At 66.7% G+C, this 22,637-nt stretch carries 22 protein-coding genes; 11 read left to right on the top strand and 11 right to left on the bottom strand.

The window, feature by feature from the left end; genetic code table 11:
* Nucleotides 1–21 precede the first annotated feature (21 nt).
* Both BMZ02_RS11315 and BMZ02_RS11310 read left to right on the top strand, forming a co-directional pair.
* On the top strand, nucleotides 22–2,145 hold the full coding sequence (locus BMZ02_RS11315) for an HDOD domain-containing protein (RefSeq protein WP_091643708.1): 2,124 nt from the start codon (nucleotides 22–24) through the stop codon (nucleotides 2,143–2,145).
* Between the two features lie 84 nt (nucleotides 2,146–2,229).
* A complete protein-coding gene (locus BMZ02_RS11310) occupies nucleotides 2,230–4,371 on the top strand; it encodes a putative bifunctional diguanylate cyclase/phosphodiesterase (RefSeq protein ID WP_091643705.1) in 2,142 nt (713 codons plus the stop codon).
* A gap of 14 nt (nucleotides 4,372–4,385) precedes the next feature.
* Here BMZ02_RS11310 and BMZ02_RS11305 read toward each other — a convergent pair whose 3' ends face one another.
* Together BMZ02_RS11305 and BMZ02_RS11300 are read right to left on the bottom strand one after the other, a co-directional pair.
* Entirely contained in the window at nucleotides 4,386–5,831 is a 1,446-nt protein-coding gene (locus tag BMZ02_RS11305; RefSeq protein WP_245754026.1) for a DUF4139 domain-containing protein, read from the bottom strand.
* Nucleotides 5,832–5,916: 85 nt separating this feature from the next.
* Entirely contained in the window at nucleotides 5,917–6,426 is a 510-nt protein-coding gene (locus tag BMZ02_RS11300) for a protease complex subunit PrcB family protein (RefSeq protein ID WP_091643700.1), read from the bottom strand.
* Between BMZ02_RS11300 and BMZ02_RS11295 the strand changes: the two genes are divergently transcribed.
* Complete coding sequence (locus tag BMZ02_RS11295; protein WP_091643697.1) at nucleotides 6,425–6,985, top strand: ATP-dependent zinc protease family protein; 561 nt, start codon at nucleotides 6,425–6,427, stop codon at nucleotides 6,983–6,985. The genes BMZ02_RS11300 and BMZ02_RS11295 overlap by 2 nt on opposite strands.
* Nucleotides 6,986–7,013: 28 nt before the next feature.
* On the opposite strand, the gene BMZ02_RS11290 is transcribed toward BMZ02_RS11295, so the two are convergent.
* Nucleotides 7,014–7,790, bottom strand: coding sequence for a M90 family metallopeptidase (locus tag BMZ02_RS11290; RefSeq protein ID WP_091643694.1), 777 nt, complete (start codon nucleotides 7,788–7,790; stop codon nucleotides 7,014–7,016).
* 128 nt (nucleotides 7,791–7,918) lie between these two features.
* Between BMZ02_RS11290 and BMZ02_RS11285 the strand changes: the two genes are divergently transcribed.
* The gene (locus tag BMZ02_RS11285) at nucleotides 7,919–9,127 is read left to right on the top strand and encodes a TraB/GumN family protein (RefSeq protein ID WP_091643691.1); all 1,209 of its coding nucleotides are present in this window, start codon (nucleotides 7,919–7,921) and stop codon (nucleotides 9,125–9,127) included.
* Nucleotides 9,128–9,151: 24 nt separating this feature from the next.
* On the opposite strand, the gene BMZ02_RS11280 is transcribed toward BMZ02_RS11285, so the two are convergent.
* On the bottom strand, nucleotides 9,152–10,732 hold the full coding sequence (locus tag BMZ02_RS11280) for a peptide chain release factor 3 (RefSeq protein WP_091643688.1): 1,581 nt from the start codon (nucleotides 10,730–10,732) through the stop codon (nucleotides 9,152–9,154).
* A 121-nt stretch (nucleotides 10,733–10,853) separates the two neighbouring features.
* Here BMZ02_RS11280 and BMZ02_RS11275 point away from each other — a divergent pair, with 121 nt between their 5' ends.
* Genes BMZ02_RS11275 through BMZ02_RS11265 form a run of 3 tightly spaced genes read left to right on the top strand, consistent with a single transcriptional unit; the run spans nucleotide 10,854 to nucleotide 12,407 of the window.
* Entirely contained in the window at nucleotides 10,854–11,327 is a 474-nt protein-coding gene (locus BMZ02_RS11275) for a TspO/MBR family protein (RefSeq protein WP_091643686.1), read from the top strand.
* A 7-nt stretch (nucleotides 11,328–11,334) separates the two neighbouring features.
* The gene (locus BMZ02_RS11270; RefSeq protein WP_091643683.1) at nucleotides 11,335–11,805 is read left to right on the top strand and encodes a YcgN family cysteine cluster protein; all 471 of its coding nucleotides are present in this window, start codon (nucleotides 11,335–11,337) and stop codon (nucleotides 11,803–11,805) included.
* Nucleotides 11,802–12,407, top strand: a complete 606-nt coding sequence (locus BMZ02_RS11265; protein ID WP_091643680.1) for a DUF938 domain-containing protein — start codon at nucleotides 11,802–11,804, stop codon at nucleotides 12,405–12,407. Before BMZ02_RS11270 ends, BMZ02_RS11265 begins: the two co-directional genes overlap by 4 nt.
* A gap of 23 nt (nucleotides 12,408–12,430) precedes the next feature.
* Here the strand turns inward: BMZ02_RS11265 and BMZ02_RS11260 are convergent, their stop codons facing one another.
* Nucleotides 12,431–13,843: a sigma-54-dependent transcriptional regulator gene (locus tag BMZ02_RS11260; protein WP_091643678.1), complete on the bottom strand. Its 1,413-nt coding sequence runs from the start codon at nucleotides 13,841–13,843 to the stop codon at nucleotides 12,431–12,433.
* Complete coding sequence (locus BMZ02_RS11255; protein ID WP_091643675.1) at nucleotides 13,836–15,365, bottom strand: ATP-binding protein; 1,530 nt, start codon at nucleotides 15,363–15,365, stop codon at nucleotides 13,836–13,838. Before BMZ02_RS11255 ends, BMZ02_RS11260 begins: the two co-directional genes overlap by 8 nt.
* A 194-nt stretch (nucleotides 15,366–15,559) precedes the next feature.
* Between BMZ02_RS11255 and BMZ02_RS11250 the strand changes: the two genes are divergently transcribed.
* The 3 genes from BMZ02_RS11250 (at nucleotide 15,560) to fabB (ending at nucleotide 18,080) form a co-directional block, all read left to right on the top strand.
* A complete protein-coding gene (locus BMZ02_RS11250; protein WP_091643672.1) occupies nucleotides 15,560–15,970 on the top strand; it encodes a DUF4168 domain-containing protein in 411 nt (136 codons plus the stop codon).
* A gap of 212 nt (nucleotides 15,971–16,182) precedes the next feature.
* On the top strand, nucleotides 16,183–16,725 hold the full coding sequence (fabA, locus tag BMZ02_RS11245) for a bifunctional 3-hydroxydecanoyl-ACP dehydratase/trans-2-decenoyl-ACP isomerase (RefSeq protein WP_091643669.1): 543 nt from the start codon (nucleotides 16,183–16,185) through the stop codon (nucleotides 16,723–16,725).
* Nucleotides 16,726–16,859: 134 nt separating this feature from the next.
* Complete coding sequence (gene fabB / locus BMZ02_RS11240; protein ID WP_091643667.1) at nucleotides 16,860–18,080, top strand: beta-ketoacyl-ACP synthase I; 1,221 nt, start codon at nucleotides 16,860–16,862, stop codon at nucleotides 18,078–18,080.
* Between the two features lie 96 nt (nucleotides 18,081–18,176).
* Here the strand turns inward: fabB and BMZ02_RS11235 are convergent, their stop codons facing one another.
* From BMZ02_RS11235 to BMZ02_RS11215, 5 genes are all read right to left on the bottom strand, one after another.
* The gene (locus tag BMZ02_RS11235; RefSeq protein WP_091643664.1) at nucleotides 18,177–18,806 is read right to left on the bottom strand and encodes a YbhB/YbcL family Raf kinase inhibitor-like protein; all 630 of its coding nucleotides are present in this window, start codon (nucleotides 18,804–18,806) and stop codon (nucleotides 18,177–18,179) included.
* 107 nt (nucleotides 18,807–18,913) lie between these two features.
* Nucleotides 18,914–19,858, bottom strand: a complete 945-nt coding sequence (gene cyoE, locus BMZ02_RS11230; RefSeq protein WP_281244335.1) for a heme o synthase — start codon at nucleotides 19,856–19,858, stop codon at nucleotides 18,914–18,916.
* A complete protein-coding gene (locus BMZ02_RS11225; protein WP_091643659.1) occupies nucleotides 19,855–20,892 on the bottom strand; it encodes a COX15/CtaA family protein in 1,038 nt (345 codons plus the stop codon). The genes cyoE and BMZ02_RS11225 overlap by 4 nt, the downstream gene beginning before the upstream one ends.
* Before the next feature lie 3 nt (nucleotides 20,893–20,895).
* A complete protein-coding gene (locus BMZ02_RS11220) occupies nucleotides 20,896–21,507 on the bottom strand; it encodes a hypothetical protein (RefSeq protein WP_139209204.1) in 612 nt (203 codons plus the stop codon).
* The gene (locus tag BMZ02_RS11215) at nucleotides 21,494–22,240 is read right to left on the bottom strand and encodes an SURF1 family protein (protein WP_091643654.1); all 747 of its coding nucleotides are present in this window, start codon (nucleotides 22,238–22,240) and stop codon (nucleotides 21,494–21,496) included. The genes BMZ02_RS11220 and BMZ02_RS11215 overlap by 14 nt, the downstream gene beginning before the upstream one ends.
* Nucleotides 22,241–22,364: 124 nt before the next feature.
* Between BMZ02_RS11215 and BMZ02_RS11210 the strand changes: the two genes are divergently transcribed.
* Nucleotides 22,365–22,583, top strand: coding sequence for a twin transmembrane helix small protein (locus BMZ02_RS11210; RefSeq protein ID WP_091643651.1), 219 nt, complete (start codon nucleotides 22,365–22,367; stop codon nucleotides 22,581–22,583).
* Nucleotides 22,584–22,637 lie beyond the last annotated feature (54 nt).

Below are 22,637 nucleotides of genomic sequence, written 5' to 3'. Positions count from 1 at the left end.
GATTGTCCAACAGTACCACTCATGACGAATGGGTCAGCCGACGCGCTGCGGCGCGCCCGGCTCAATGAACTGCCCAGCCCTCCCGACCTGCTGCTGCCGTTGCTCCGGCTCTGCGGGGACGACGACGCAGTGCCTGCCGACGCGTGCAGGACCATCGGTCGCGACAGCGTACTCAGCGCCCGCCTGCTGGCGGCCGCCTCGGCGCCGGTCTTCGCCCGGCGCCTGCGCCCCACATCGCTGGACACGGCGGTTCACGCCCTCGGAATGGACACGGTGCAGAGCCTCGCCCTGGCGGCAACGGTGCAGCAGTTCTTCGGTGCGGTCGCAGGACGCCAGCACCGGTGGCTACCGAGGGTATGGGAGCAGGCCCTGGCCTGCGCAACGGTGGCCAGGCAGCTGGCCGAGTACACGCGCAGCGCCCGGCCTGCGGAGGCCTATCTCGCCGGTCTGCTCCACAACATCGGCCAGCTGGTGCTGGTGTATCAGCTCCCCGATGATTATCCGGAGGTGCTCCAGACCGCATCGCAGGGCAACCATCACCTGCCCGCCCTGGAGCGCGAGCATTTCGGCATCGACCACGTGGAACTGGGCGCCGAACTGCTGGAGCGCTGGGGCCTTCCGGCGCTGCTGGTGGACGCCGTGCGCTATCAGCAGGAGGCCCCGGAGACCCTGGCCGACACCCACGGGCTGGTACGCACCACGGCCGTGGCGCGGCCCATGGCGACCTGCGGCCACGAGCCCGATGCCACCGTGCGTCACGCCGCCGGCCACCTCTTCGACCTTGGCCCGTCGGCCTGCCTGTGTGTCATGGCCAATGCGGCCGCCGAGCGCGACCGCCTGTCGTCCGCCCTGGACAACGGGCCGGGGGACGATCCACCACTGGCCGCGGCCACCGGGCGCGACAGCGCCATCGGCCAGGAGCTTCGCCAGACCGCCCTGATCGGCGATGCCCGTCGCCACCTGTACGGCCCCAACCCGGTCAACGGCATTGCCCGCTACGTCGCCCTGTTGTTCGGCATCAACCACCTGGTCTGCCTGCAACGGGGCCGCAACGGCGAGACATTGCAGGTCCGCGTACCCCGTGGCGCAGACCAGCGGCTGGAGGAGCTGGAGCTGCCCCTGGACCGGGATCGCAGTTTTCTCGCCCGCAGCCTGGTGGACAACCACCCGATTCATACGCTGGATCCCGAGGCGCGGGACGCGCTCACCATTGCGGATCGCCAGCTATGCAGCCAGATGCCCTCGGATGGCGTGCTCTGCCTGCCCATGCGGCCCGCCGGCGAAGCCATCGGTATCCTGGTGCTGGGTATCCGCTACGACCAGATCTCCGCGCTGCTTGATGAGTCACCGCTGTTTCTTGCGTTCGCCAGCGAGGCCGGTCGCGCACTGCTGGTCGAGGAGCAGCGCAACCGCCAGCGGCAGGAGCGCCACGACGACGAGGCGGCGAACGCCACCCTGCACCGGGAAGCGCTGGTTCAGGCGGCAGCGGATCCGCTGTCGATCATGCAGAATTACCTGTCAGTGCTGGAAACGCAGCTCGAGCCGGACCACCCAGCCCACGCCAGCGTCCTCTCGCTGAGCGAGGAAGCGGGCCGGCTCGCCGCGCTTCTTCGCGGGGCCGACACACCGGAGCGGGGTGGTACCCGGCCGCAGGGAATCAATGACCTCATCCGCGCGGTCATGCGGCTCGCCGAACGGGCGGGCGCCATCCCCGATACCATCCGCCCGGAAGTCAGCCTGGACCGCAGCCTGGATGAACCGGTGATGCCCGTGCCCGGGGTACTGCGCCAGGTCCTGCTGAACCTGCTGCGCACAATGGGCGAGCACCTGCGCGGCAGTGACACCATCAGTATCCGATCGTCCGGTTTTGTACATATGGCCGGAGAGCGCTACATTGAGGTACTGCTGGAGGATACTGGACCGGGCTTTCCCGAATCCCTGCGCCAGCAGCTGGAGTCCGGGCCGCGCCAGACCACGGGCTCGCCGGAAGCGGAACGACTGAACGTGGCCGGATCGCTCATGCGTGACGCCGGCGGGATCATGACCTGCCGCTCGCGCCCCGGGGAGGGGACACGCATTCAGTTGCTGATACCGACAGCGGATGCAGCCCCGGAGACGACCTCACGCGGGTCCGTGGCAGGCTGAACAATCAAGAATAACCACCCTCCCGGCCGGTGCGGGCCTGGGGAGGGAGCTGCGCGCCGCGGGGCGGCCGCCAGGAGTCATTCGATGGCGATGCAACGAACGACGGAACGGATTCTGGCCGTGGATTCCCATCCACGCATGCTCGCCAGTCTTGAGGCCCTGGCCGCATCCCGCTCCCTGCCCCTGGACACCGCGGCCACACTCGCGGAGGCGCGCACCCGTCTGCAGCAGGGTCACTACGGTGTGGTGCTGCTGGACCCGGTCTTCCCCGAGGGGGACGGCTTCGCGCTGATCCGGGAGCAACGCGAGCATCAGTCCGACGTGGACGTGGTGGTCCTCACGGGCGATACCTCCGGTTCGGCGCCGGTGCAGGCATTGCGCAACGGCGTATCGGACTTCCTGCGCAAACCCTGCAGCCCCGACGAGCTGCTGCTCACGGTGCAGAACACCCTGGAGCGGCGCCGTCTGAGTCAGCAGAACCGTGCCATCAGCAACCGGCTGCGGCGCTCGGAACAGCTCTACGCCTTCATCGTCGACAGCTCCCCGGACCTCATCTACGTCCTCGATGATCAGGGGCGATTCACCTTCATCAACGACACCGCCCAGCGACTCCTCGGCTACCAGCCGGAGATGCTGCTGGGGCGTCACTTCAGCCAGCTCGTGGTGGCAGAGGATCGCGCGCTGGCCCGCTGTTCCTTCAACGAGCGACGTACCGGTGAACGGGCCACCCGCGGCCTGGAGCTGCGCCTGCAACGGGCCAACGGCGGTGACCCGGCCCACGTGGACCTCACGGCCATGGGCATGTACGGGGACGGTGACAACGGCCCTGCCGGGCAGTTTCTCGGCACCTACGGCGTCGCCAGGGATGTCACCGAACGCAAGCACGCGGAGGCCATCATCCGGCACCAGGCCTACCACGACATGCTGACCGGGTTGCCCAACCGGGCACTGTTCAAGGACCGGCTCCGCCAGGGGCTGTCCCAGGCACGGCGGTCGGGCGATCAGCTGGCGGTGCTGTTCCTGGACCTGGACCGGTTCAAAATGGTCAACGACAGTCTTGGTCATTCGTTCGGTGACCGCCTGCTGGAGCGGGTCGCCCGGCGCCTGCGTGGCTGCCTGCGCGAGGGCGATACCCTGGCGCGCATGGGTGGCGACGAGTTCACGGTACTGCTGCCGACCCTCGAGCGCAGCAGTTCGGCGGCCACCGTGGCGGAGAAGTGCTTTGCCGCCCTGGAGACGCCGTTCGAGCTGGACGACCAGGAGATCTATCTCGGCGTCAGTATCGGCATCGCCGTCTACCCGGAACACGGCGAGACCATGGAAGGCCTGATCAAGCACGCGGACGCGGCCATGTACCACGCCAAGGGCCAGGAGGCCATGCGCTACGCCTTCTACGACCCGAACATGGGTAACAAGGCCGATCACTACCTGACCATGGAGACGGGGTTGCGGCGCGCCCTGGGTAACCGGGAACTGCAGGTGCTCTATCAGCCGCAGGTGGATGTGAGCTCCGGGCGCATTCTGGGCGTCGAGGCACTGCTGCGCTGGCAGCACCCGGACCGGGGACTGATTCCGCCCATGGATTTCATCCCGGTGGCGGAGCAGACGGGGCTGATCGTCCCGATCAGCCTGTGGCTGCTGCGGGAGGCGTGCCTTGAGGTGCTGTCCTGGCAGGGCCCGGAGAGCGAGCTGCGCCTGGCGGTCAACCTCTCCAGTCTGCACGTGGAGCAGCCGGACTTCGTCGATGGCATTCTGGACGTGCTCCTGGAGACCCAGTTCCCGCCGGAGCGACTGGAGCTGGAGATCACCGAGCATGTGCTCATGCGCAACCTCGACGCCGTCATCGAGAAGCTGCGGGAACTGAGCGGACGCGGGGTCACCTTCGCCATCGACGATTTCGGCACCGGCTACTCATCCCTGAGCTACCTGCAGCGGCTGCCCATCCATACATTGAAGATCGATCAGTCGTTCACCCAGGGCCTCTACCAGACCACCGACGAGGCCACGCTGGTGAACACCATCATCGCCATGGCCCAGGGGCTGGGGCTGCAGGTGGTGGCCGAGGGCGTGGAAACCGGGGAACAGCTCCGCTCATTGCGCAGCATGCAATGCCACTACATGCAGGGCTTTCTCTTCAGCATTCCGCTGGTGGGCCCGGAGACACGGAGCCTCATCGCCAGCTGGGATGACCAGGCGTCCATGGTGCTGCTCTCCGCCAACGGCTGACGCGCCCCTCGCGGTCAGCGCCGAATCTCGACCCGGTACTCCAGTTCGACCTTGTCCTCCGCCGGCACGTCCACCTCCCAGCGGGCCTGACCGGCATCCGGGCGGCGATGCTCCGCGGACTCCTCGAGCATGGTCCACTCGCCCGGCAGCGTCTCCTCCACGACAATGCGCCGCTCGCTTTCGCCGGCGTTGCGCAGGGTGATGCGCCAGGCCTGCTCCTCCGTACGCTCGTCCAGGCGCCGGTAGTCGGTCTGGCGGCGTTCGGCGGTAAGATCGAAGGCGGTACCGGGCCGCAGCTCCACCTGCTCACCCACCGGCGTCGGATCCAGGGTCTCGTCACCGGCATAGACGGCGCTGCCCGTATCGTCGCGCTGGTAGACGCGCACACTGCCGGCGGGCAGCGGCCGTCCCAGCTCCGGCTCCCGGTTCTCGAACGCCATGTGAATGGCGACCGGCCGACGCTGCGCGCGACCCTGGGAGCCGAGCGGGACGTGGCTGCGCACACGGTACTCGCGTTCAACCGGCACGCTGTCGACCTGCAGGAACCGCAGCTGACGCCGGTCGCCGGCCTCCAGGGTGATCGGTCCTTCCAGCCGGAAGCGCTGCTGGTCCGCAACCGCTTCCGACGCGTCACCAATGGCATCACCGGCCGTACGCGTCGCCAGCGTCTCGAGCCGGGGCCGCTGCGCGTCGGAGGCGCCCGCCACCAGGTGGACATCCGCGTCCCGGAAGTCCACGTCGGTATCGTTGCGCAGCGTCGCCCAGGCGTGAAGGGCCATGGTGTCCGCCTCGGGCGCAATGGTCATGACGTAGTCCAGGCGCCAGGCAAGACCGTCGACGAGGTAGCCAAGATCCAGCCACTGTCGCCCGGGCATGTCCGACGACAGGTCGAGCTGCAGCACCGGCGCGTCGGCCAGGCCCTCCGGCAGGGCGTCCGGGGCGATTCGCCAGGGATTGCCCTGGTCAAGCAACTCGATGCCGTCGTCAAGTTCCACCACCGGCGTGCCGCCGGAGACCGCCAGCAGGCGCCCGCGCTGCGACTCGCCATCCCTATGAACCAGCCGCACCTCCTCGCCGACCGACGCGTCCAGCAGGGCGTCCCGGGAGAGTACACGGTCCCGCAGGCGCACCTCGTGGACGTCGACATCACCCTCGCCGGTCACCTGCAGGGTCTGCGGCTGCATGGCGGCCGGGACGTCGTGCCAGTCGATCACGGCCCGGCCACGCTGCATTCCGAACTCCCGGCGCTCGCCGACCTGGGCGACACCGCCCTGGTACAGGGTCAGGGTCAATGCGGTAGCATCGTCAGCGCGGGTGCGCACGGCCGCGTCATCACCCAGCTCCTGGCTGTCCAGCACCGGCTGGCGCGGCGCTGCGGGCTCGCCCTGCACCAGCTCGGCGCCCAGGTGGGAGGCCGGCAACGCCAGCAGGGAGAGGGTCAGTAACGGCTTCAGGGTCATGGAATGCAAGGGCACCTCCTTGGCTACGATCTGGGCGCGCCGCCATGGGCGGTTGCGCGCGGCCGAACGGCGGCCGACCGATTGACTACTGGTCCCGCTCCGGTACCTCCAGCGAGGCGAGCACACCCCCCTCGCGCTGGCGCAGCTCCACGGCAGCGGCATCACGCGGTATGCCAAGCACCAGGCACGGGCGGGTCAGCGCCTGGGTCACCAGCTCGTCATCGCCGGGGGCCTGCAGGCGCAGATGCACGATGATGGTGTCACCGTCGACGGAGGTCGCATCGAGATTGACACCATACCCCCCCGTGGGCCGCTCCCCCTGGCTGATCAGCAGCAGCGCACGATCGGACGAACGCTCGACGTCCAGACGCTCCAGCGCATCGGGCTCGATCCAGCGCGCGCCGGTATCCAGATCACCGCACCGGTTCCCCTGCCCAAGCACCTCCACCGACGCCGGCTCCCGGTCGCTCTGCGAGGAGAAGCAGCCCTGGAGCGCGAGCACTGCCGCCAGGGCGACGACACATTGACCTGAACGCCCGGTCTTGCAAGACTTTCGCACGCGACGTTCAGGTTGCCCTTCTGGAGTGTCTTTCATGCTGCAATTCCCTTCGCTACGTTACGCATTGCTCGCGTTGTCCCTGTTCACTGTGGCCGTGTCCTCGGCCCATGCCAAGAGCATTTTCGGCTGGATCGAGCGGGTCAAGCTGCTGGAAGGCGACGTGACCGTCGAAGCCAAGCTCGACACCGGTGCGGACAACTCGTCCATCAATGCCCCGGACCCGGAATCATTCGATAAAGACGGCGAGGAGTGGGTCCGCTTCACCATCACCAGCGCCGATGACGAAGAACATACCATCGAACGGCCCGTTGAGCGCATGGCCCGCATCCGCAGCGCGTCCGGCACCAGCGAACGCTATGTGGTCATGATGAACGTCTGCCTGGGCGACATCCAGCGGGAGGTGGAGGTGAACCTCGCCGACCGTGACGGGCTGAGCTACGAGATGCTCATCGGCCGCAGCTTCATGGAAGACCACGTGCTGGTGGACTCCGGGCCGAAATACACCCGTGATCCGGCCTGCAGCGACGACTCCGTGGAGGATGCCGCCGCCGACGACGACAATGACGATAACGGCGACGACGCGGACGACAGCTGACACGCCGCCCCGGATACGCCGCCCGGCATCAGGGCCCGCCGGGTAACCGCGCGCAGGGGTCCTGCCGGAAATAGCGGCTCAGCAGGGAGTAGACCGCGGGCATCGCCTCCCGCAGCACGTCCGGGCGCTCGAAGAAGGACTCACAGGCCACGGCAAAGAACTCGCCAGGGGCCTCGGCGGCGTAGGGGTCGAGCACGGTCTCCTGCCCGCCATCCACCGCTGCGCACAGTGCCTCGTAGGCATCGGTGAAGGCCGCCGCCCACTCCTGCGGGGACATGCCGGTCGGCAGGGGCGGCATGCCATTGGCGTCGCCATTGCTCATGTCCAGCTTGTGGCAGAACTCGTGGAGCACGACGTTGTAGCCGTCCAGCTCCAGGGAGCACTCCACGTCATCCCAGGACAGCACCACGGGGCCGCCTTCCCACGCCTCCCCGGCGAGCGGGCTGGTCTCCTCGTGCGCGAGCCCATGCTCGTCGGTATAGCTGTGCCGGGCAATGAAGCCGGAGGGATACACCAGAACGGTCCGCCAGCCGCGGTACACCTCCAGGCCGATATTGAGCACCGGCAGGCAGGCCAGGGCCGCCAGCCCGGCGCGCATGGACGGATCCAGCTCCAGCCCGTTCAGGGGCAGCACATCCTTATCGTGGAGAAACAGCGATGCCAGCTGCCGCAGGCGCTCCCGCTCACCACGATCCAGCCCTGCAAAAACGGGCAACGTGTCCATGAGGTGCGTCCACAGCGCCGGCTCGATGCCGGCGTGCTGCAGGATGCGGTCCCGCCGCCAGCGGCGGAGGCGTTCGAGCATGCCCGTCTCCCGGTGTTGGTCCTACGGCAGGGTACCGTGCCAGGCTGCCCCTGTCGCACAATGGCGACTCCCTTGGTCCCGATGCACCCTTCGTGGATAATCACCGCTCCACGCTACAAGGGGCCACCATGACCGCAGCAACCGAAACCGGCGGACCGCGCCGGGAGGTCACCGCCGGGGACAGCCAGTACACGCTTCTGGGAACGGCCCACGTCTCCCAGGCCAGCGCCGATGAAGTCGCCGAGCTGATCCGTTCCGGCGATTTCGACGCCGTGGCCATCGAACTGTGCCAGACCCGCTACCAGAGCCTGACCAACCCGGACAGCATGGCGCAGATGGACCTGTTCCAGGTCATTCGCGAAGGCAAAGCCGGCATGGTTGCGGCCAGTCTTGCCCTGGGCGCCTACCAGCAGCGCATTGCCGAGCAGTCCGGCATCCAGCCCGGCGCCGAGATGCGCGCCGCCATCACGGAGGCGAAGGCAGCGGGCATTCCCGTCATGCTGGTGGACCGGGACATCGGTACAACCCTGCGTCGCGTCTATCACAGCGTCCCGTGGTGGCAACGTTTCGGCCTCATTTCGGGCCTCATGGCCAGCCTGGTCTCCCGACAGGATATCAGCGCCGAGGAGATCGAGCGCCTCAAGGAAGGCGACGTGCTGGAATCAACGTTCGCGGAGTTCGCCGAGCGCTCGGAAAGGCTCTACCGCCCCCTGATCGCGGAACGCGACAGCTACATGGCGCTGCGGCTGCGGGAAGAGAACCAGAACGGGCAGTATCGCAACGTGCTGGTGGTCATCGGCGCCGGCCACCTGAAGGGGCTTGCCAATCACCTGGAAGCACCTGCGCCCGCGGAGCCAGCGCGGGAGCGGGACGCGCTGGACACGGTGCCGCGCAAGACCCGCTGGCCGAAAGCCATCCCCTGGGTCGTGGTCGCGCTGATTCTCTCCGGGTTTGCCATCGGCTTCAGCCGCAATCCGCAACTCGGCGCGCAGCTGGTGGGCGAGTGGTTTCTGATCAACGGCGTGCTCTCGGCGGCGGCGACGGCGATCGCCTGGGCCCATCCGCTGACCATTCTCGGGACGTTCTTCGCGGCTCCGCTGACATCGCTGAACCCGACCATCGGCGCGGGCTTCGTGGCCGCCGGCATCGAGATGACGCTACGCAAGCCGACCGTGGGTGATTTCGCCACCCTGCGCCGCGACGTCGCGGCGCTCAAGGGGTGGTGGCGCAACCGCGTGTCGCGCACGCTGCTGGTGTTTCTGCTGGCCACGTTCGGCTCGGCGGCAGGCACCTATATCGCCGGGTTCCGGATCTTCGAGCAGCTGATCTCCTCCTGACCCCTCCGGCGGCCCGGGTGGGGGTCAGTGCTCGCGGGTCGCGTCGAAGGCGATGTCCGGCCAACGCTCCCGGGTGAGGTCCAGGTTCACGCGGGTGGGCGCCAGGTAGGTGAGGTTCCCGGCCACGTCCTCCGCCAGGTTGTCGGCGGCCTTGCGGCGGAACTCCTCCAGCATCTTCGGATCCTCGCACCGCACCCAGCGTGCGGTGTTGACGTTGACCGGCTCGAATACGGCATCCACGCCATACTCCGCCTTGAGCCGATGCGCCACCACGTCGAACTGCAGCACCCCCACGGCGCCGACGATCAGTTCATTGGTATTCAACGGCCGGAACAGCTGCGAAGCTCCCTCTTCGCAGAGCTGTTCGACCCCTTTCTGCAGGGCCTTCATGCGCATGGGGTCCTTGAGCACGACACGCCGGAACAGCTCCGGGGCGAAGTTCGGAATGCCCGTGAACTTGAGCGCTTCCCCCTGGGTGAAGGTATCGCCGATCTGGATGGTGCCGTGGTTGTGCAGACCGATGATGTCACCCGGCAGGGCATCCTGCGCCTGTTCCCGCTCACCCGCCATGAACGTGATGGCGGAGGGCACCTTGATGTCCTTGCCGATGCGCACGTGGCGCAGCTTCATGCCGGCCTGAAAGCGCCCTGAGCACACCCGCATGAAGGCCACGCGGTCGCGGTGGTTCGGGTCCATGTTCGCCTGGATCTTGAACACGAAACCGGTCAGTTTGTCCTCGTCCGGGGTCACTGTCCGCTCCCGGGCCTCCCGCGGTTGCGGCTCGGGCGCATAGCTGACGAAGTCGTCCAGGAACTCACGGATGCCGAAGTTGTTGATGGCCGATCCGAAGAATACCGGGGTCAGCTCACCGCGCAGGAAGGCGGCCTTGTCGAAGTCGTTGCTGGCGCCGCGGATCAGGTCGATCTCCTCGCGCAGCGCCTCCGCCTCGCCACCAAAGAGCTCGTCCAGGCGCGGGTTGTCCAGCCCCTGGATCACCTCGCCCTCCTGAATGCGTCCGCCGTGGGTGGGACTGAAGAGGTGAATGGACTCGTTGTAGAGGTGGTAGACTCCCCGGAACCCCTTGCCCATGCCGATGGGCCAGGTGACCGGCGCGCAGCGGATCCTGAGCACGTCCTCGACCTCATCCAGCAGCTCCATGGGGTCGCGGCCCTCGCGATCGAGCTTGTTGACGAACGTCATGATCGGCGTATCGCGCAGACGACACACGTCCATCAGCTTGATGGTGCGCTCCTCGACGCCCTTGGCGGCGTCGATCACCATGAGCGCGGAGTCCACCGCGGTGAGCACACGGTAGGTGTCCTCGGAGAAATCGGCGTGACCCGGGGTGTCGAGCAGGTTGATGGTGCTGCCCTTGTAGGGGAACTGCATGACCGACGAGGTCACCGAGATGCCACGCTCCTGCTCCATCTGCATCCAGTCGGAGGTGGCGTGGGCATCCGCCTTGCGGCCCTTGACGGTGCCGGCGACCTGAATGGCACCACCGAACAGCAACAGCTTTTCCGTCACCGTGGTCTTACCGGCGTCCGGGTGGGAGATGATCGCGAACGTGCGGCGCTGAGCCACCGCTTCCGGAAGCTTGCTCATGGATCGGCCCAAGGGTTAACAAATGGCACGGTGTTGAGGGAACCGCGGGTAACGCGGGATTATAACGTCCCGACACGACCACGCCTACAGCGACACCAACGAGGGAGGCTGACGCCCGCCCATGAACCGCATGTCCCTGATCGCCCTGCTCGCCTGGCTGTCCCTGTGCTTCCTGGTTGCCACCCTGGCCGCGTCGGTCACCGACCCTGGCGTCTGGTATGCGCAGCTGGAAAAGCCGGCGTGGACGCCGCCGGACTGGCTGTTCGCCCCGGTCTGGACCGTGCTCTACACGGTCATGGGCATTGCCGCCTGGATGGTCTGGGAGGCCCGCCACACGGCCAGTGGCAGCAGCGCCGCACTGGTGTTGTTCGTGGTGCAGCTCGGCCTGAACGGCCTGTGGTCCTGGCTGTTCTTCGGTCAACAGGCGATCCTGCCGGCATTCGTCGACATCCTGCTGCTGTGGACGGCATTGACTGCAACGGTCATCGCCTTCTGGCGCATCCGCCCGGTGGCCGGCGCGCTGCTGCTGCCCTACCTGGTGTGGGTCACCTATGCGATGGCGCTGAATGGCTCCATCATGGTCCTGAACGCGTAGGTCCGCCATGAGTCAGCACACGCCGCCGTTCTGGGAAGACAAACGTCTTGAGGAGATGACCGCCGACGAGTGGGAGGCGCTGTGCGACGGCTGCGGGCGCTGCTGCGCACACAAGCTCGAAGACGCGGATACCGGCGAGATCTTCTCCACCGACATCGCCTGCCGGCTGCTGGACTGCCACACCTGCCTGTGCTCCGATTACCCCAGGCGCCGGGAGTCGGTGCCCGACTGCCTGCAGATGACACCGGAACTGGCGCGCACCGCACCATGGCTGCCGGCGAGCTGTGCCTACCGGCGCGTGGCCGAGGGCCGCGGCCTCGCCTGGTGGCACCACCTGGTTTCCGGTGACCGGCAGACGGTCCACCAGGCGGGGGTCTCTGTGCGCGGACGCATGGCACGGGAGCAGGATGTGGCCGACAGCGAGCTGGAGGAACATATCGTCGAGTGGATTCACCAGGAGCCGGAGCCGCACTCATGAACGCCGACGCCCTGCCCTGGTCCCAGGCCTGCGAGAACAACAAGGGCCCGATACTCGACGTGGTGCGCGCGTGGATGCCGGCATCCGGCACGGTGCTCGAAATCGGCACGGGCACGGGGCAGCACGTGGTCCACTTTGCACGGGCCCTGCCGGGGCTGCACTGGTACCCCACCGACCGCCCGGGCACGCTGGATACGGCGACCGCCCGGATCCGCCAGGCCGGGTCTGGCACCATCGCACTCCCGGAGCCACTGGACGTGCTGGCCTGGCCGGAGTCCATCACCGGCCCCTTCGACGGGGTCTTCTCCGCCAACACCGCGCACATCATGGGATGGCCGGGGGTAGAAGCCCTGTTTGCCGGGGTGGGGCGGGTGCTGCGACCGGGCGGCCGGTTTCTGCTGTACGGCCCGTTTGCCTACGGTGGCGAACACACGGCACCCAGCAACGCCCGCTTCCACGCCACGCTGCAGCAACAGGACCCGGACAGCGGCATCCGGGACATGGACGATCTGCTGCCGCTCGCCGGCCGCCACGGGCTCCGGCTCGTCGATGACGTCGCCATGCCCGCAAACAACCGGACACTGGTCTGGACCCGTGAATAGCGGCGGAGGTGCGCCGAGGGTTGTCAGCCGTTGATGCGCTGGTCGCCCTCTTCGTCCAGCCGGCGGTAGAGCGTGCGGCGGCTGACATTCAGAAGCGCGGCGGCGCGCCGCTTGTTGCCCCCCACCTGCTCCAGCACGTAGGTGATGTACCGCCGCTCGAGTTCGTCCAGCGTCGGCAGGATGGGGCCGTCGAGAAACTGCTCCATGGCGTTGTCCAGGCCGGCCGTGTCGATCTGCGGCCGCTGCTGATCCTGCATGCGGCTCGGCAGGTGCTCCACATCCACCTGGCTGCCGTGACAGAACGTCACCGCCCGCTCGATCGCGTTCTCCAGTTCGCGCACATTGCCGGGGAAGCCGTACTGCTTCAGGCAGTTCATGGCGGCCGGTGTAAACCCCTGAACCTCCTTGTCCAGCTGCACCGCAAAGCGCTCCAGGAATCGTGCGGCCAGGAGCTCCATGTCGTCCTCGCGCTCGCGCAGGGGCGGAACACGCAGGGTGAAGGTCTCCAGTCGGTAGAAGAGGTCCTCACGGAAGTCGCCCGACTCGATCAGCTCCTCCAGGTTGCGGTTGGTGGCGGCGACGATCCGCACGTCCACGGTGTGTTCCTTGTTGGCACCCACCGGCCGGATCACGCCGTCCTGCAACACCCGCAGCAGCTTCGCCTGCAGCGCCATGGGCATTTCGCCCATCTCGTCCAGGAACAGCGTGCCGCCGTCGGCCTGGTCGAACAGCCCCTTGTGCGCCCGGGATGCCCCGGTAAACGCACCGGCCTCGTGACCGAAGAACTCGCTCTCCAGCAGCTCCGCCGGCACACCGGCGCAGTTCACCGCCTGAAAGGCGGCACCGGCACGGCTGCTCTCGGCGTGGATCGCCCGGGCCACCAGCTCCTTGCCGGTCCCGCTCTCGCCGGCAACCAGCACCGGGCCGGCGGCGCGGGCAAGCTGGCGAATCTGATCGAACATCACCTGCATGACGCGACCGCGCCCGATCATGCCGTGAAAGCTGTCCTGCTCGATCAGCTCGCGGAACCGCTGCACTTCGCCGCGCAGCCGCCGCGTCTCCAGCAGCCGGTTCACCGACAGCATGAAATGCTCCAGATCCAGCGGCTTGGTGAGGAACTCGTCGGCGCCGTGCTTCAGTGCCTCGACGGCCTGGGAGATGGTTCCGAACGCGGTGATGATCAGGAACGCCGGACGGGCGTGCAGGTTGCGCACCTCCTGCAGTAGCGCCATGCCATCCATGCCCGGCAAGCGCAGGTCACTGATGACCACGTCGGGGCTCCCCTGCTGGAGCTGCTTGAGGGCGCGCTCGGCCGAGTCGACGGCGTCCACCTCCATACCGGCGTCTTCGAGCTCATCGCGCAGGAGCTCGCGCAGGCCCGGATCGTCCTCGACAAGCAGAATCTGCTCCGACTGTTTCACCGCCTTGTTACCCATGGTCGTGTCCTTTGATCTGTTCGCTCTCTGGCCGCGCTTCGCGCGGAAGCGTCAGGGTGAACCGGGCGCCTTCATCCGGGCTTACGCCGATCGCGATGGCACCGCCGTGTTCGGTGATGATGCCGTGCACGACTGCCAGGCCGAGCCCGGTTCCGTCACCCACGGACTTGGTCGTGAAGAACGGCTCGAACAGCCGCGGCCGGATCTCCTCGGGCACGCCCGGCCCGTTGTCATCAATGGTGACCGTCACCGGGTCGGCATCGTCCCAGTTGACCGTAATCTGCCGGGCACCCGCCTGCAGGGCGTTGCGCATGAGATTGACCAGCACCTGTTCAATACGCACGGGGTCCACGTACAGTTCCGGCCCCGGGGTCTCGCCCCGCACGACGACTGCCGCCCCGAGCTCCCGCAGACGATCCTCCAGGGAGGCGAGCGACGCACCGACCAGGTCACCAAGCCGGGTCCAGCGGAACTGCCGGCTCGACGTGCGCGCGAACTCCAGCAGTTGCCGCACGATGTGCTCCATGCGCGTGACCTCGGCACGGATCTGCTCCAGCGAGCGCTCCTGGCGTGAATCCGCATCGGCGTGACGCAGCGCCCGCTGCGCCTTGCCATCGATCACGCTCAGGGGCGTCCCGAGCTCGTGCGCCACACCGGCGGCCAGGCGGCCGATCGCCGCCAGCTTTTCGGCATGACGCAGCTCGTCTTCGAGCCGAGCCTGCTCGGAGCGGCGCTGCGCGATCTCCTGTTCGGCCTCTTCCATACTGTTGAGCATGGTATTGAATGCCGTGCTCAGGGAGCGGACTTCTTTCGGCCCTTCCGCCGACGCCCGATGCTCCCGCTCTCCGGCCTCGATCCGCGACATACTGCCGGCAAGGCTTGCAAGATGCCTGCCTATGGCACCGCGGTGCCCCACCAGCAGCAGCAGGCTGATCGCCACGCCTGCCGCCCCGATGAACGCGAACGCCTGCAGCCGCATGCGGCCGATGTCGTCGCGGAAGTCGCTGCCGCGCCGGGTCACCTGCAGCAGGCCGCTGATACGGCCACTGCTATCGGTCAGTGGCTCGAAATAGGAGTAGACCTCCTGGCCCTGGATCTGCTCGAAGTCGCCACTGCGTTCGCCGTCCGCGGCACGCTCCGCCAGCTCCCGGCTCTCGGGGGTCGGATTGACCGCACCCACGGCAGCCACCAGGTCACCACTGTCGTCATACACGTAGGCACCATAGACCCGACCAATCCGGAAAACGGACTCGAGGGCCTGCCGGACACTGGCGTCTTCGCCCTTCTCCAGGCTGTCGCTGATGGGCAGCCGGATGGCGCGCGCGACCAGCTCCACGTCCTCCTGCATCCGCGTCTCGATGGCCTGCTCCATGGTGCGCAGCCCGACAACGGTGACCAGGCTCATGGCAACCAGCAACGGCAGAAGGACGCGCAGGATCAGCGCCCAGCGCAGACTGTACCCGTGGCTCCAGACGTTGCGCAGGCGCGTGATAACCCGGCTCAACTTTGTCGCATGTGTCATATGTATACACTATGTGTCACGGTAGAGGGCCGCAAGATGCGTACTTGCGGACAACCGGGCGACCCGCAAACCCGGTTCTCATGAGGCGGCCTGACGGGCAGTGCAGCGATGCCAGCGTTGCCGGATAACCATCCTGGCACGACGCCTGCATCAGTTGGGCCACAAATCAGATCAATCGTTCGAGGTTCAAACTTATGAAAAAGCGTAACAGCATTCGTTTCATGATCCCGCTGATGTCCGGCCTGCTGCTGGTGCCGGCATTGTCCGCCATGGCGATGGATGGCGATGACGCGCAGGCAGAGACCTACGAGCAGGAGCCTGACGGCATGGCCGAGCAGGAGGACTTCGACGACGACACGCTGGAACAATTTGCCGATGCGTACGTCGAAGTGGGCGAGATCCACCGCGAGTACTCCGAGCGGCTGCAGGGCGCGGAACAGACCGAAGACGCGCAGCAGCTCCAGCAGGAGGCGAACGACGAAATGGTTGAAGCGATCCAGGCAAGCGGTCTCGAGGTGCAGGAATACTCCGCCGTCGCCGCGGCCCTGGAGCGGGATCCCGAGATGCGCGAGGAAGTCGTCGGCATGATCGAGGACCGGCAGTGATGCCGTCCCCGGCAACAGGCCGGTGAGTCACATGGTTTCAAGTGGTTGCCCTCCACGCTTGCCCCGTGTCCTGCACGGGGTTTTTTTTGGAAGGGCATCCGGGAGGGCAGACAGTCGATCAGTACTCGATCCAGTCTGACGTATCCCTTACACTCTGCCTTTATCCACGAATACGGCGTGAGCGGACTCCGCCCGCGCCATCCGAGGACCAAATGGCAACGAATCCGCATTATCTGAAGAACGATTCCAGCTTCTCGTACGACGATCTCATCCGCTGCGCGGAGGGACGGCTGTTCGGACCGGGCAATCCGCAGTTGCCCAAGCCCAACATGCTGATGCTGGATCGCATCGTTCACATCGACGACACCTCCGGCGCGTATGGTAAGGGGCACATCCACGCCGAGCTGGATATTCACCCCGGCCTGTGGTTCTTCGACTGCCACTTCCAGGACGATCCCGTGATGCCCGGCTGTCTCGGCCTCGACGCCATGTGGCAGCTTGTGGGATTCTTCCTTGGCTGGAAGGGCGGGCTGGGCCGCGGTCGTGCGCTGGGATCCGGGGAGGTCAAATTCTTCGGCCAGGTGTTGCCCGATGCCAAGCTGGTGACCTATAAGATCGACATGAAGCGGGTCATCATGCGCAAGCTCACCATGGGCATTGCAGATGCCGAGATGCTGGTGGACAACAAGCCCATCTACAATGCCAGCGATCTCCGGGTGGGGCTTTTCCAGTCGCCGGAGGCAATGGAAGGTTGAGCGCATGCGGCGATCGGGTCAGTGGATACTGGTGCCGCGGTGCGGGATCGCGATAGCAGGGCACCCTCAGACGTCTCATCCCGTGCACTCTGCGAGCGCGCTCGCGGCTTGGGCGTAGCGAGGAGCAAATCAGTATGAAACGTGTGGTAATTACAGGTCTTGGCATTGTCTCCTGCCTCGGGAACGACAAGGAATCCGTAACGGCAAGCCTCCGGGACGGCCGCTCCGGTATCCGATACCGGGAAGCCTACGAGGAGATGGGTCTGCGCAGTCGCGTCGCCGGGGTGGTTGACCTGGATCTGGAAGAGCACGTCGACCGCAAGGCGCGACGCTTCATGGGCGACGCGGCCGGCTACGCCTACGTGTCCATGCAACAGGCCATCGAGGATGCCGGGCTGACGCCCGAGCAGGTCTCGAACCCACGCACCGGACTGGTGGCCGGCTCCGGGGGCGGATCCACGGAGAACGTGGTCAAGGCGACGGACACGCTGCGCGAGCGCGGCGTCAAGCGGGTCGGGCCGTACATGGTTCCCAAGGTCATGGGAAGCACGGTGTCTGCCTGCCTGGCAACGCCCTTCAGGATCAAGGGCCTGAACTACTCCATCACGTCCGCCTGCGCCACCAGCGCGCACTGCATCGGCACCGCCATGGAACAGATCCAGCTGGGCAAACAGGACATCGTCTTCGCGGGCGGCGGCGAGGAGGAGCACTGGAGCATGACCATGCTGTTCGACGCCATGGGCGCGCTCTCCTCCAAGCGCAATGATGCGCCGGAAACCGCCTCGCGCGCCTACGACGCGGATCGGGATGGCTTCGTCATCGCCGGTGGTGGCGGCATGCTGGTGGTCGAGGAGCTGGAGCATGCGCTGGCCCGGGGTGCGACCATCTACGCGGAACTCACGGGCTACGGCGCCACGTCCGACGGCTACGACATGGTTGCGCCCTCCGGCGAGGGTGCGACCCGCTGCATGCAGCAGGCCCTGGCCACCCACGACGGTCCGGTGGACTACATCAACGCCCACGGTACCAGCACCCCTGCCGGAGACATCACCGAACTGGGAGCGGTACGCAATGCGTTCGGCGACACCATGCCGCAGATCAGCTCCACCAAGTCGCTGACCGGGCATTCCCTTGGCGCTGCCGGCGTACAGGAGGCGATCTACAGCCTGCTGATGATGCGCGGCGATTTCATCACCGCCTCGGCGAACATCGAAACGCTCGACCCGGAGGCCGAGGGTGCTCCGGTGGTTCGCGAGCGCGTGGACAACGCCGGCCTTCAGGCGGTGATGTCCAACAGCTTCGGATTCGGCGGGACCAACAGCTCGCTGATCTTCAAACGCTACAGCGGCTCCTGACACCGCGCCGGCGATCACCGGCACCAGCAGCAAAGAGGGCGGGCCCGCGTGCGGGTCCGCCCTCTTGCGTTCACGGGTACCGGAGATCGGTGTCGGCTACCCCTTCACCTTCGGATTCAGGGTATAGGTGCCGGTCACGGCGGCGCGATCCAGCACGTGGCCGCTGAGCGCCTGCCGGACGTCCTGCCCGGTGAATTTCCCGTCCACCGGACAGCGCTCCAGATCGGTTGCGTAGAGGGTGAACACGTAGTGGTGGAGCAAGGCATCGTTCCACGGGGGACAGGGGCCATCGTAGCCGAAGTATTCACCCGCCATGTCGGGGTTTCCGGCAAGGAAGTTGGTGAAGTCATTCAGGCCCTGGCGCAACCCGCCGGGCGCCTCCGGACCGCTCTTGCCCTTCGGCGTCACTTCCCGGGAAAACGCGCCCTCCTCCAGCTCATGGGTGTCCGGAGGAATGTCCACGAGCACCCAGTGGAAGAAGTCCACGCGCGGCAGATCCGCCGGCACCTCCCGGTCTTCCTTGTTGACGTCGTCGGCCTCGCTCGGCACGTCCGGGTCGTGACAGAGCAGGACCAGAGAGCGCGTACCCTCCGGCACACCGGACCAGGCCAGATGGGGGCTGTAGTTGTCTCCGAAACGCATGTGGGTCTGCGGATCGGGCACCCCGAACGCGTTCCGCTCCGGAACGGGCTGTCCTTCCCTCAGGCTGTGGCTTGTCAGCTTCATGAATGCTCCCCTTCCTGCTGTACAGGTTCCGATTAACGGTCCTCCATCGCTACATTGTAGACATGCCGGGACGGGGAATGTGAAGCGGGCGGTGGCTGCCGCAGGCCTCAGGCGGGCAGCAGGCGGGCAAGCAGCGGCAGGTAGTGGTCGACCAGTAACAGGCCAAACAGCCCCATGAGGTAGGTGATCGAGTAGGCAAACGCCCGCATGGGCAGCGTGTCGTCATCGGAGACCCACATGGCGATGGCGTAATAGAGAAAACCGGCGTTGAGGGCCATGACGCCAACCAGGTACAACAGGCCGCTCATCTCCATGGCGAACGGCAACAGACTGGCCGCCACCAGGAGCACGGTGTAGAGCAGGATCTGCACCTCGGTGAACCGCACCCCGTGGGTCACCGGGAGCATGGGGATATCGACCTTGGCGTAGTCCTCACGGCGGTGAATCGCAAGCGCCCAGAAATGCGGCGGCGTCCAGATGAAAATGATCAGGAACAGCAGCAGCGCGTGGGGGTCGATGGTCCCGGTCACCGCGACCCAGCCCAGCACCGGCGGCGCGGCACCGGCGGCACCCCCGATAACGATGTTCTGGGGCGTGGCGCGCTTGAGAAACAGCGTATAGACGAACGCATAGCCCATGAGGGAGAGCGCGGTCAGCAGGGCTGTCATCGGGTTGACCAGCCAGTAAAGCGTACCAAGCCCGATCACCCCGATCGTGGTGGCGAACACGATGGCCCGCCCCGTGGGCATCGCCCCCTGGGGGAGCGGCCGGCCCCGCGTCCGCGCCATGGCGGCATCGGCCTTCTCGTCGACAACCTGATTGATCGCGGCCGCGGAGGCACTGCTCAGACCGATGCCGATGCTGCCGAAGATCAACGCATTCCAGGGCACTTCCGCGGGCGGCGCCGCCAGCACCATGCCGACGATGGCAGTGAATACCAGCAGCGCCACAACCTTCGGCTTGCAAAGGGCGTAGTAGTCTTCCCAGTGTTGCGTGAGTTCCGCCATACCGTCGCGCGCGGCGCCATCCCGTTGCGTTGTCGTCGATGTCACTCCGCGGACCCCTGCCGGGGTGGCGCGGAAGCGGGCAAGGGTTGAAGGGTATGGTAAAGGGTCAGCACGCTCAACAGGAGAAGTGCGGCGCCCCCGTTATGGGCCACGGCTACGGACAACGGCAGGCTTGCCAGCACGTTGGTGATGCCCAGCGCCCACTGAAGGCCGAGCAGCGCCACACTCGCCGCGGCGATGGCACGAGGGACCGTAGCGAGAGTGGCCCGCCAGACCGCCAGCGCCAACCCGATGACGGCGATGGCCGTCACCACGGCGCCAATCCTGTGGACGAAATGCACGGCGACGCGGGCGGGATGGTCCAGCACACCGAACTCGTAGTCCACTCCGAGTCCCTTCCACAGCACGAACGCATCACCGTAGTTCGCGTCCGGCCACCACTGCCCGCCGCACCTCGGAAAATCCGTGCACGCCAGCGCCGCATAGTTGGTACTGACCCAACCCCCGAGCGCGATCTGCGCCACGACCACGGCGAGCACGGCAAGCACCCAGGGGCGCAACCGCTGTACGGGGTCGCGGGTGACCGCCGGAATCATCCGCCCTGTTCTCAGGGTCAGCCACCACAGGATCGCCAGGGTGGTCATGCCGCCCAGCAGATGCAGCGTCACCACCAGGGGCTTGAGCTGCCAGGTGACCGTCCACATGCCCAGTATCGACTGGGCGATGATCAGCCCCGCCAGGAACAGCGGCACTCCCACCGGCTGCCAGGGATCACGACGGTTCCGGACGGCGATTACGGCCATGGCGAACACCATGAGGCCGAGAATGCCGGCCGCATAGCGATGGATCATCTCCTTCCACGCCTTGCCAACGTGGACGGGGCGCTCCGGGTAGGCCAGGTTGGCCGTCTCGATCGCCTCATCGGTCTGCGGCACACCCAGCAGCATGCCGTAGCAGCCAGGCCAGTCCGGACACCCGAGCCCGGCATCCTCGAGGCGAACCCAGGCCCCGAGGAGAATGACCACCAGGGTCACGGCAGCAGCAGACAGGCAGAAGCGGAAGAATCGGATGTTTCCCATGGTTCAATCCCGGTCGGATAGGCCGTCAAGGCGTTCGATATCGACGTTCGACAGGCGGAGCAGATGCTTCATGTCGTCGAGCATGCCGGAGGGGGAGAAGGGTTCGCCGTACTCCATCATGCGGAAGCCGCGGCTATCGATGAGGCTCAGGGCAACCTCCGGCGCGTCCGCGCCCCGCGCCCACTCCGCCCCGCCGGTCACCACGTGGAGATCGGGGTGGCGCTCGAGAAACGCCTCGGACGGCGCATGATCCTCCGCCTCCAGAATCAGCACCCGCTGCGCCCGGTCAATGTTCTGGGCCAGGGCGCGACGGACCTGGCGTGTCTCCCGCAGCCTGTCCTGGCAGGTCTGTTCACACGGCCCCTGGAGCGCCACCAGCATCGTCCACTGACCGCGGAAACCGGGCACGCCACCCGGGCCGGCGATGGGGGTCAGGCCGGATGCCTCCACCTGCACCGGCGGATCCAGCAGCTCGCCGTGATTCGACGTGGCTGGCGGCCGCCAGCCACTGAAGAACAGCGTCCAGGCGATCGCCGCCGGCAGCAGAAACAGGGCCAGTAGCAACAGCAGGGCACGCCTGCCACGCCACATCTGTGCCTTGTCATTCCTTGTCATCGGACCCCATCCGTTTCGTGTTGACTACCAGGAAAATCACCGCGAGCGCCGTGGCCAGACCGAACCACTGGACCGCGTACCCGTGATTGCGCTCCGGCCCGTATCCCTCCCGAAACGCCGGCCCCCAATCCCGGGCAAAGCCGTCCGGCGCCTCCGGGTCAAGCCGGAGAACGCGGGGCATCAAATCGACGCCCAGACGCCCTTCCAGCTCTTCGAAATCCAGGTACTGGATGCGCAGAGGCCAGCCGGTCTCCCCATCCGCCATGCCGCCCAGGCGCAATCCGCTCGGCGGCCCCTGGTCGAGAAAGCCGGTGACCGACCGGCGCGCACCGTCGACCTGAACGTCGGGGAGTTCGGCCCGGCTGTCACCGGCCGGCACCCAACCGCGGTCCACCAGCACCACCGCGTCGCTCCCCTCGATGTGAAATGGCGTCAGCACGTGATAGCCGACCTGCCCGCGGTGGAACTGATTGTCCAGCAGCAGCTGCCGCTCGTCATCGAAACGGCCGTACGCCCGCGTGTTCCTCGGCGCCGCGTCACCCGCGGGCATCGACTCGGCGTTGAGGTCGACTTCCGGCCGTTGATCGCGGGTTTCGTAGGCGTCCACGATCGCCTGTCGCTGATCCGCCCGATCAAGCTGCCAGAACCCGAGCGCAAGCAGTGCGGGGAACACCAGCAGCGTTGCCAGCGTCGGCACAATGCGGGGCCTGAACTGATAACGCCCGAGGCGCATGCAATTCTCCGATGGGGTGTCAGGCGTCGTGTAACGCGCGTATACTCGGAAGACCCGTCACACGCGACGTGTGACCGCTCTCTGCAACCCGGGGTTCACACAGCCCCTGTCCTGGCAGGAACCCATGGAACTAGCCATCAAAATCGCCATCGTCCTGGCCATGATGGCCATCGTGATCAGCCTGTTCTCCGGCGCCATCTTCCTGGTTCGGGACAAGAGCGACTCACGCCGGGTCGTCCGCGCACTCACCTGGCGCATTGGCCTCTCGGTTGGGCTGTTTCTGGTCGTGGTGGGACTCATTGCCGCCGGGGTCATCGAAATGAACGATCCGTTCCGGCAGTAGACGCCGATTGGCCGCGCCGAGTTCCCGGGAGTGGTGTCGTGACCACCGCTGTGG

The organism is Aquisalimonas asiatica, from assembly GCF_900110585.1.
GTDB lineage: Bacteria > Pseudomonadota > Gammaproteobacteria > Nitrococcales > Aquisalimonadaceae > Aquisalimonas > Aquisalimonas asiatica.
Note: the sequence above shows the minus strand (reverse complement) of the source record. Positions and strands in the feature narration are given on the sequence as shown.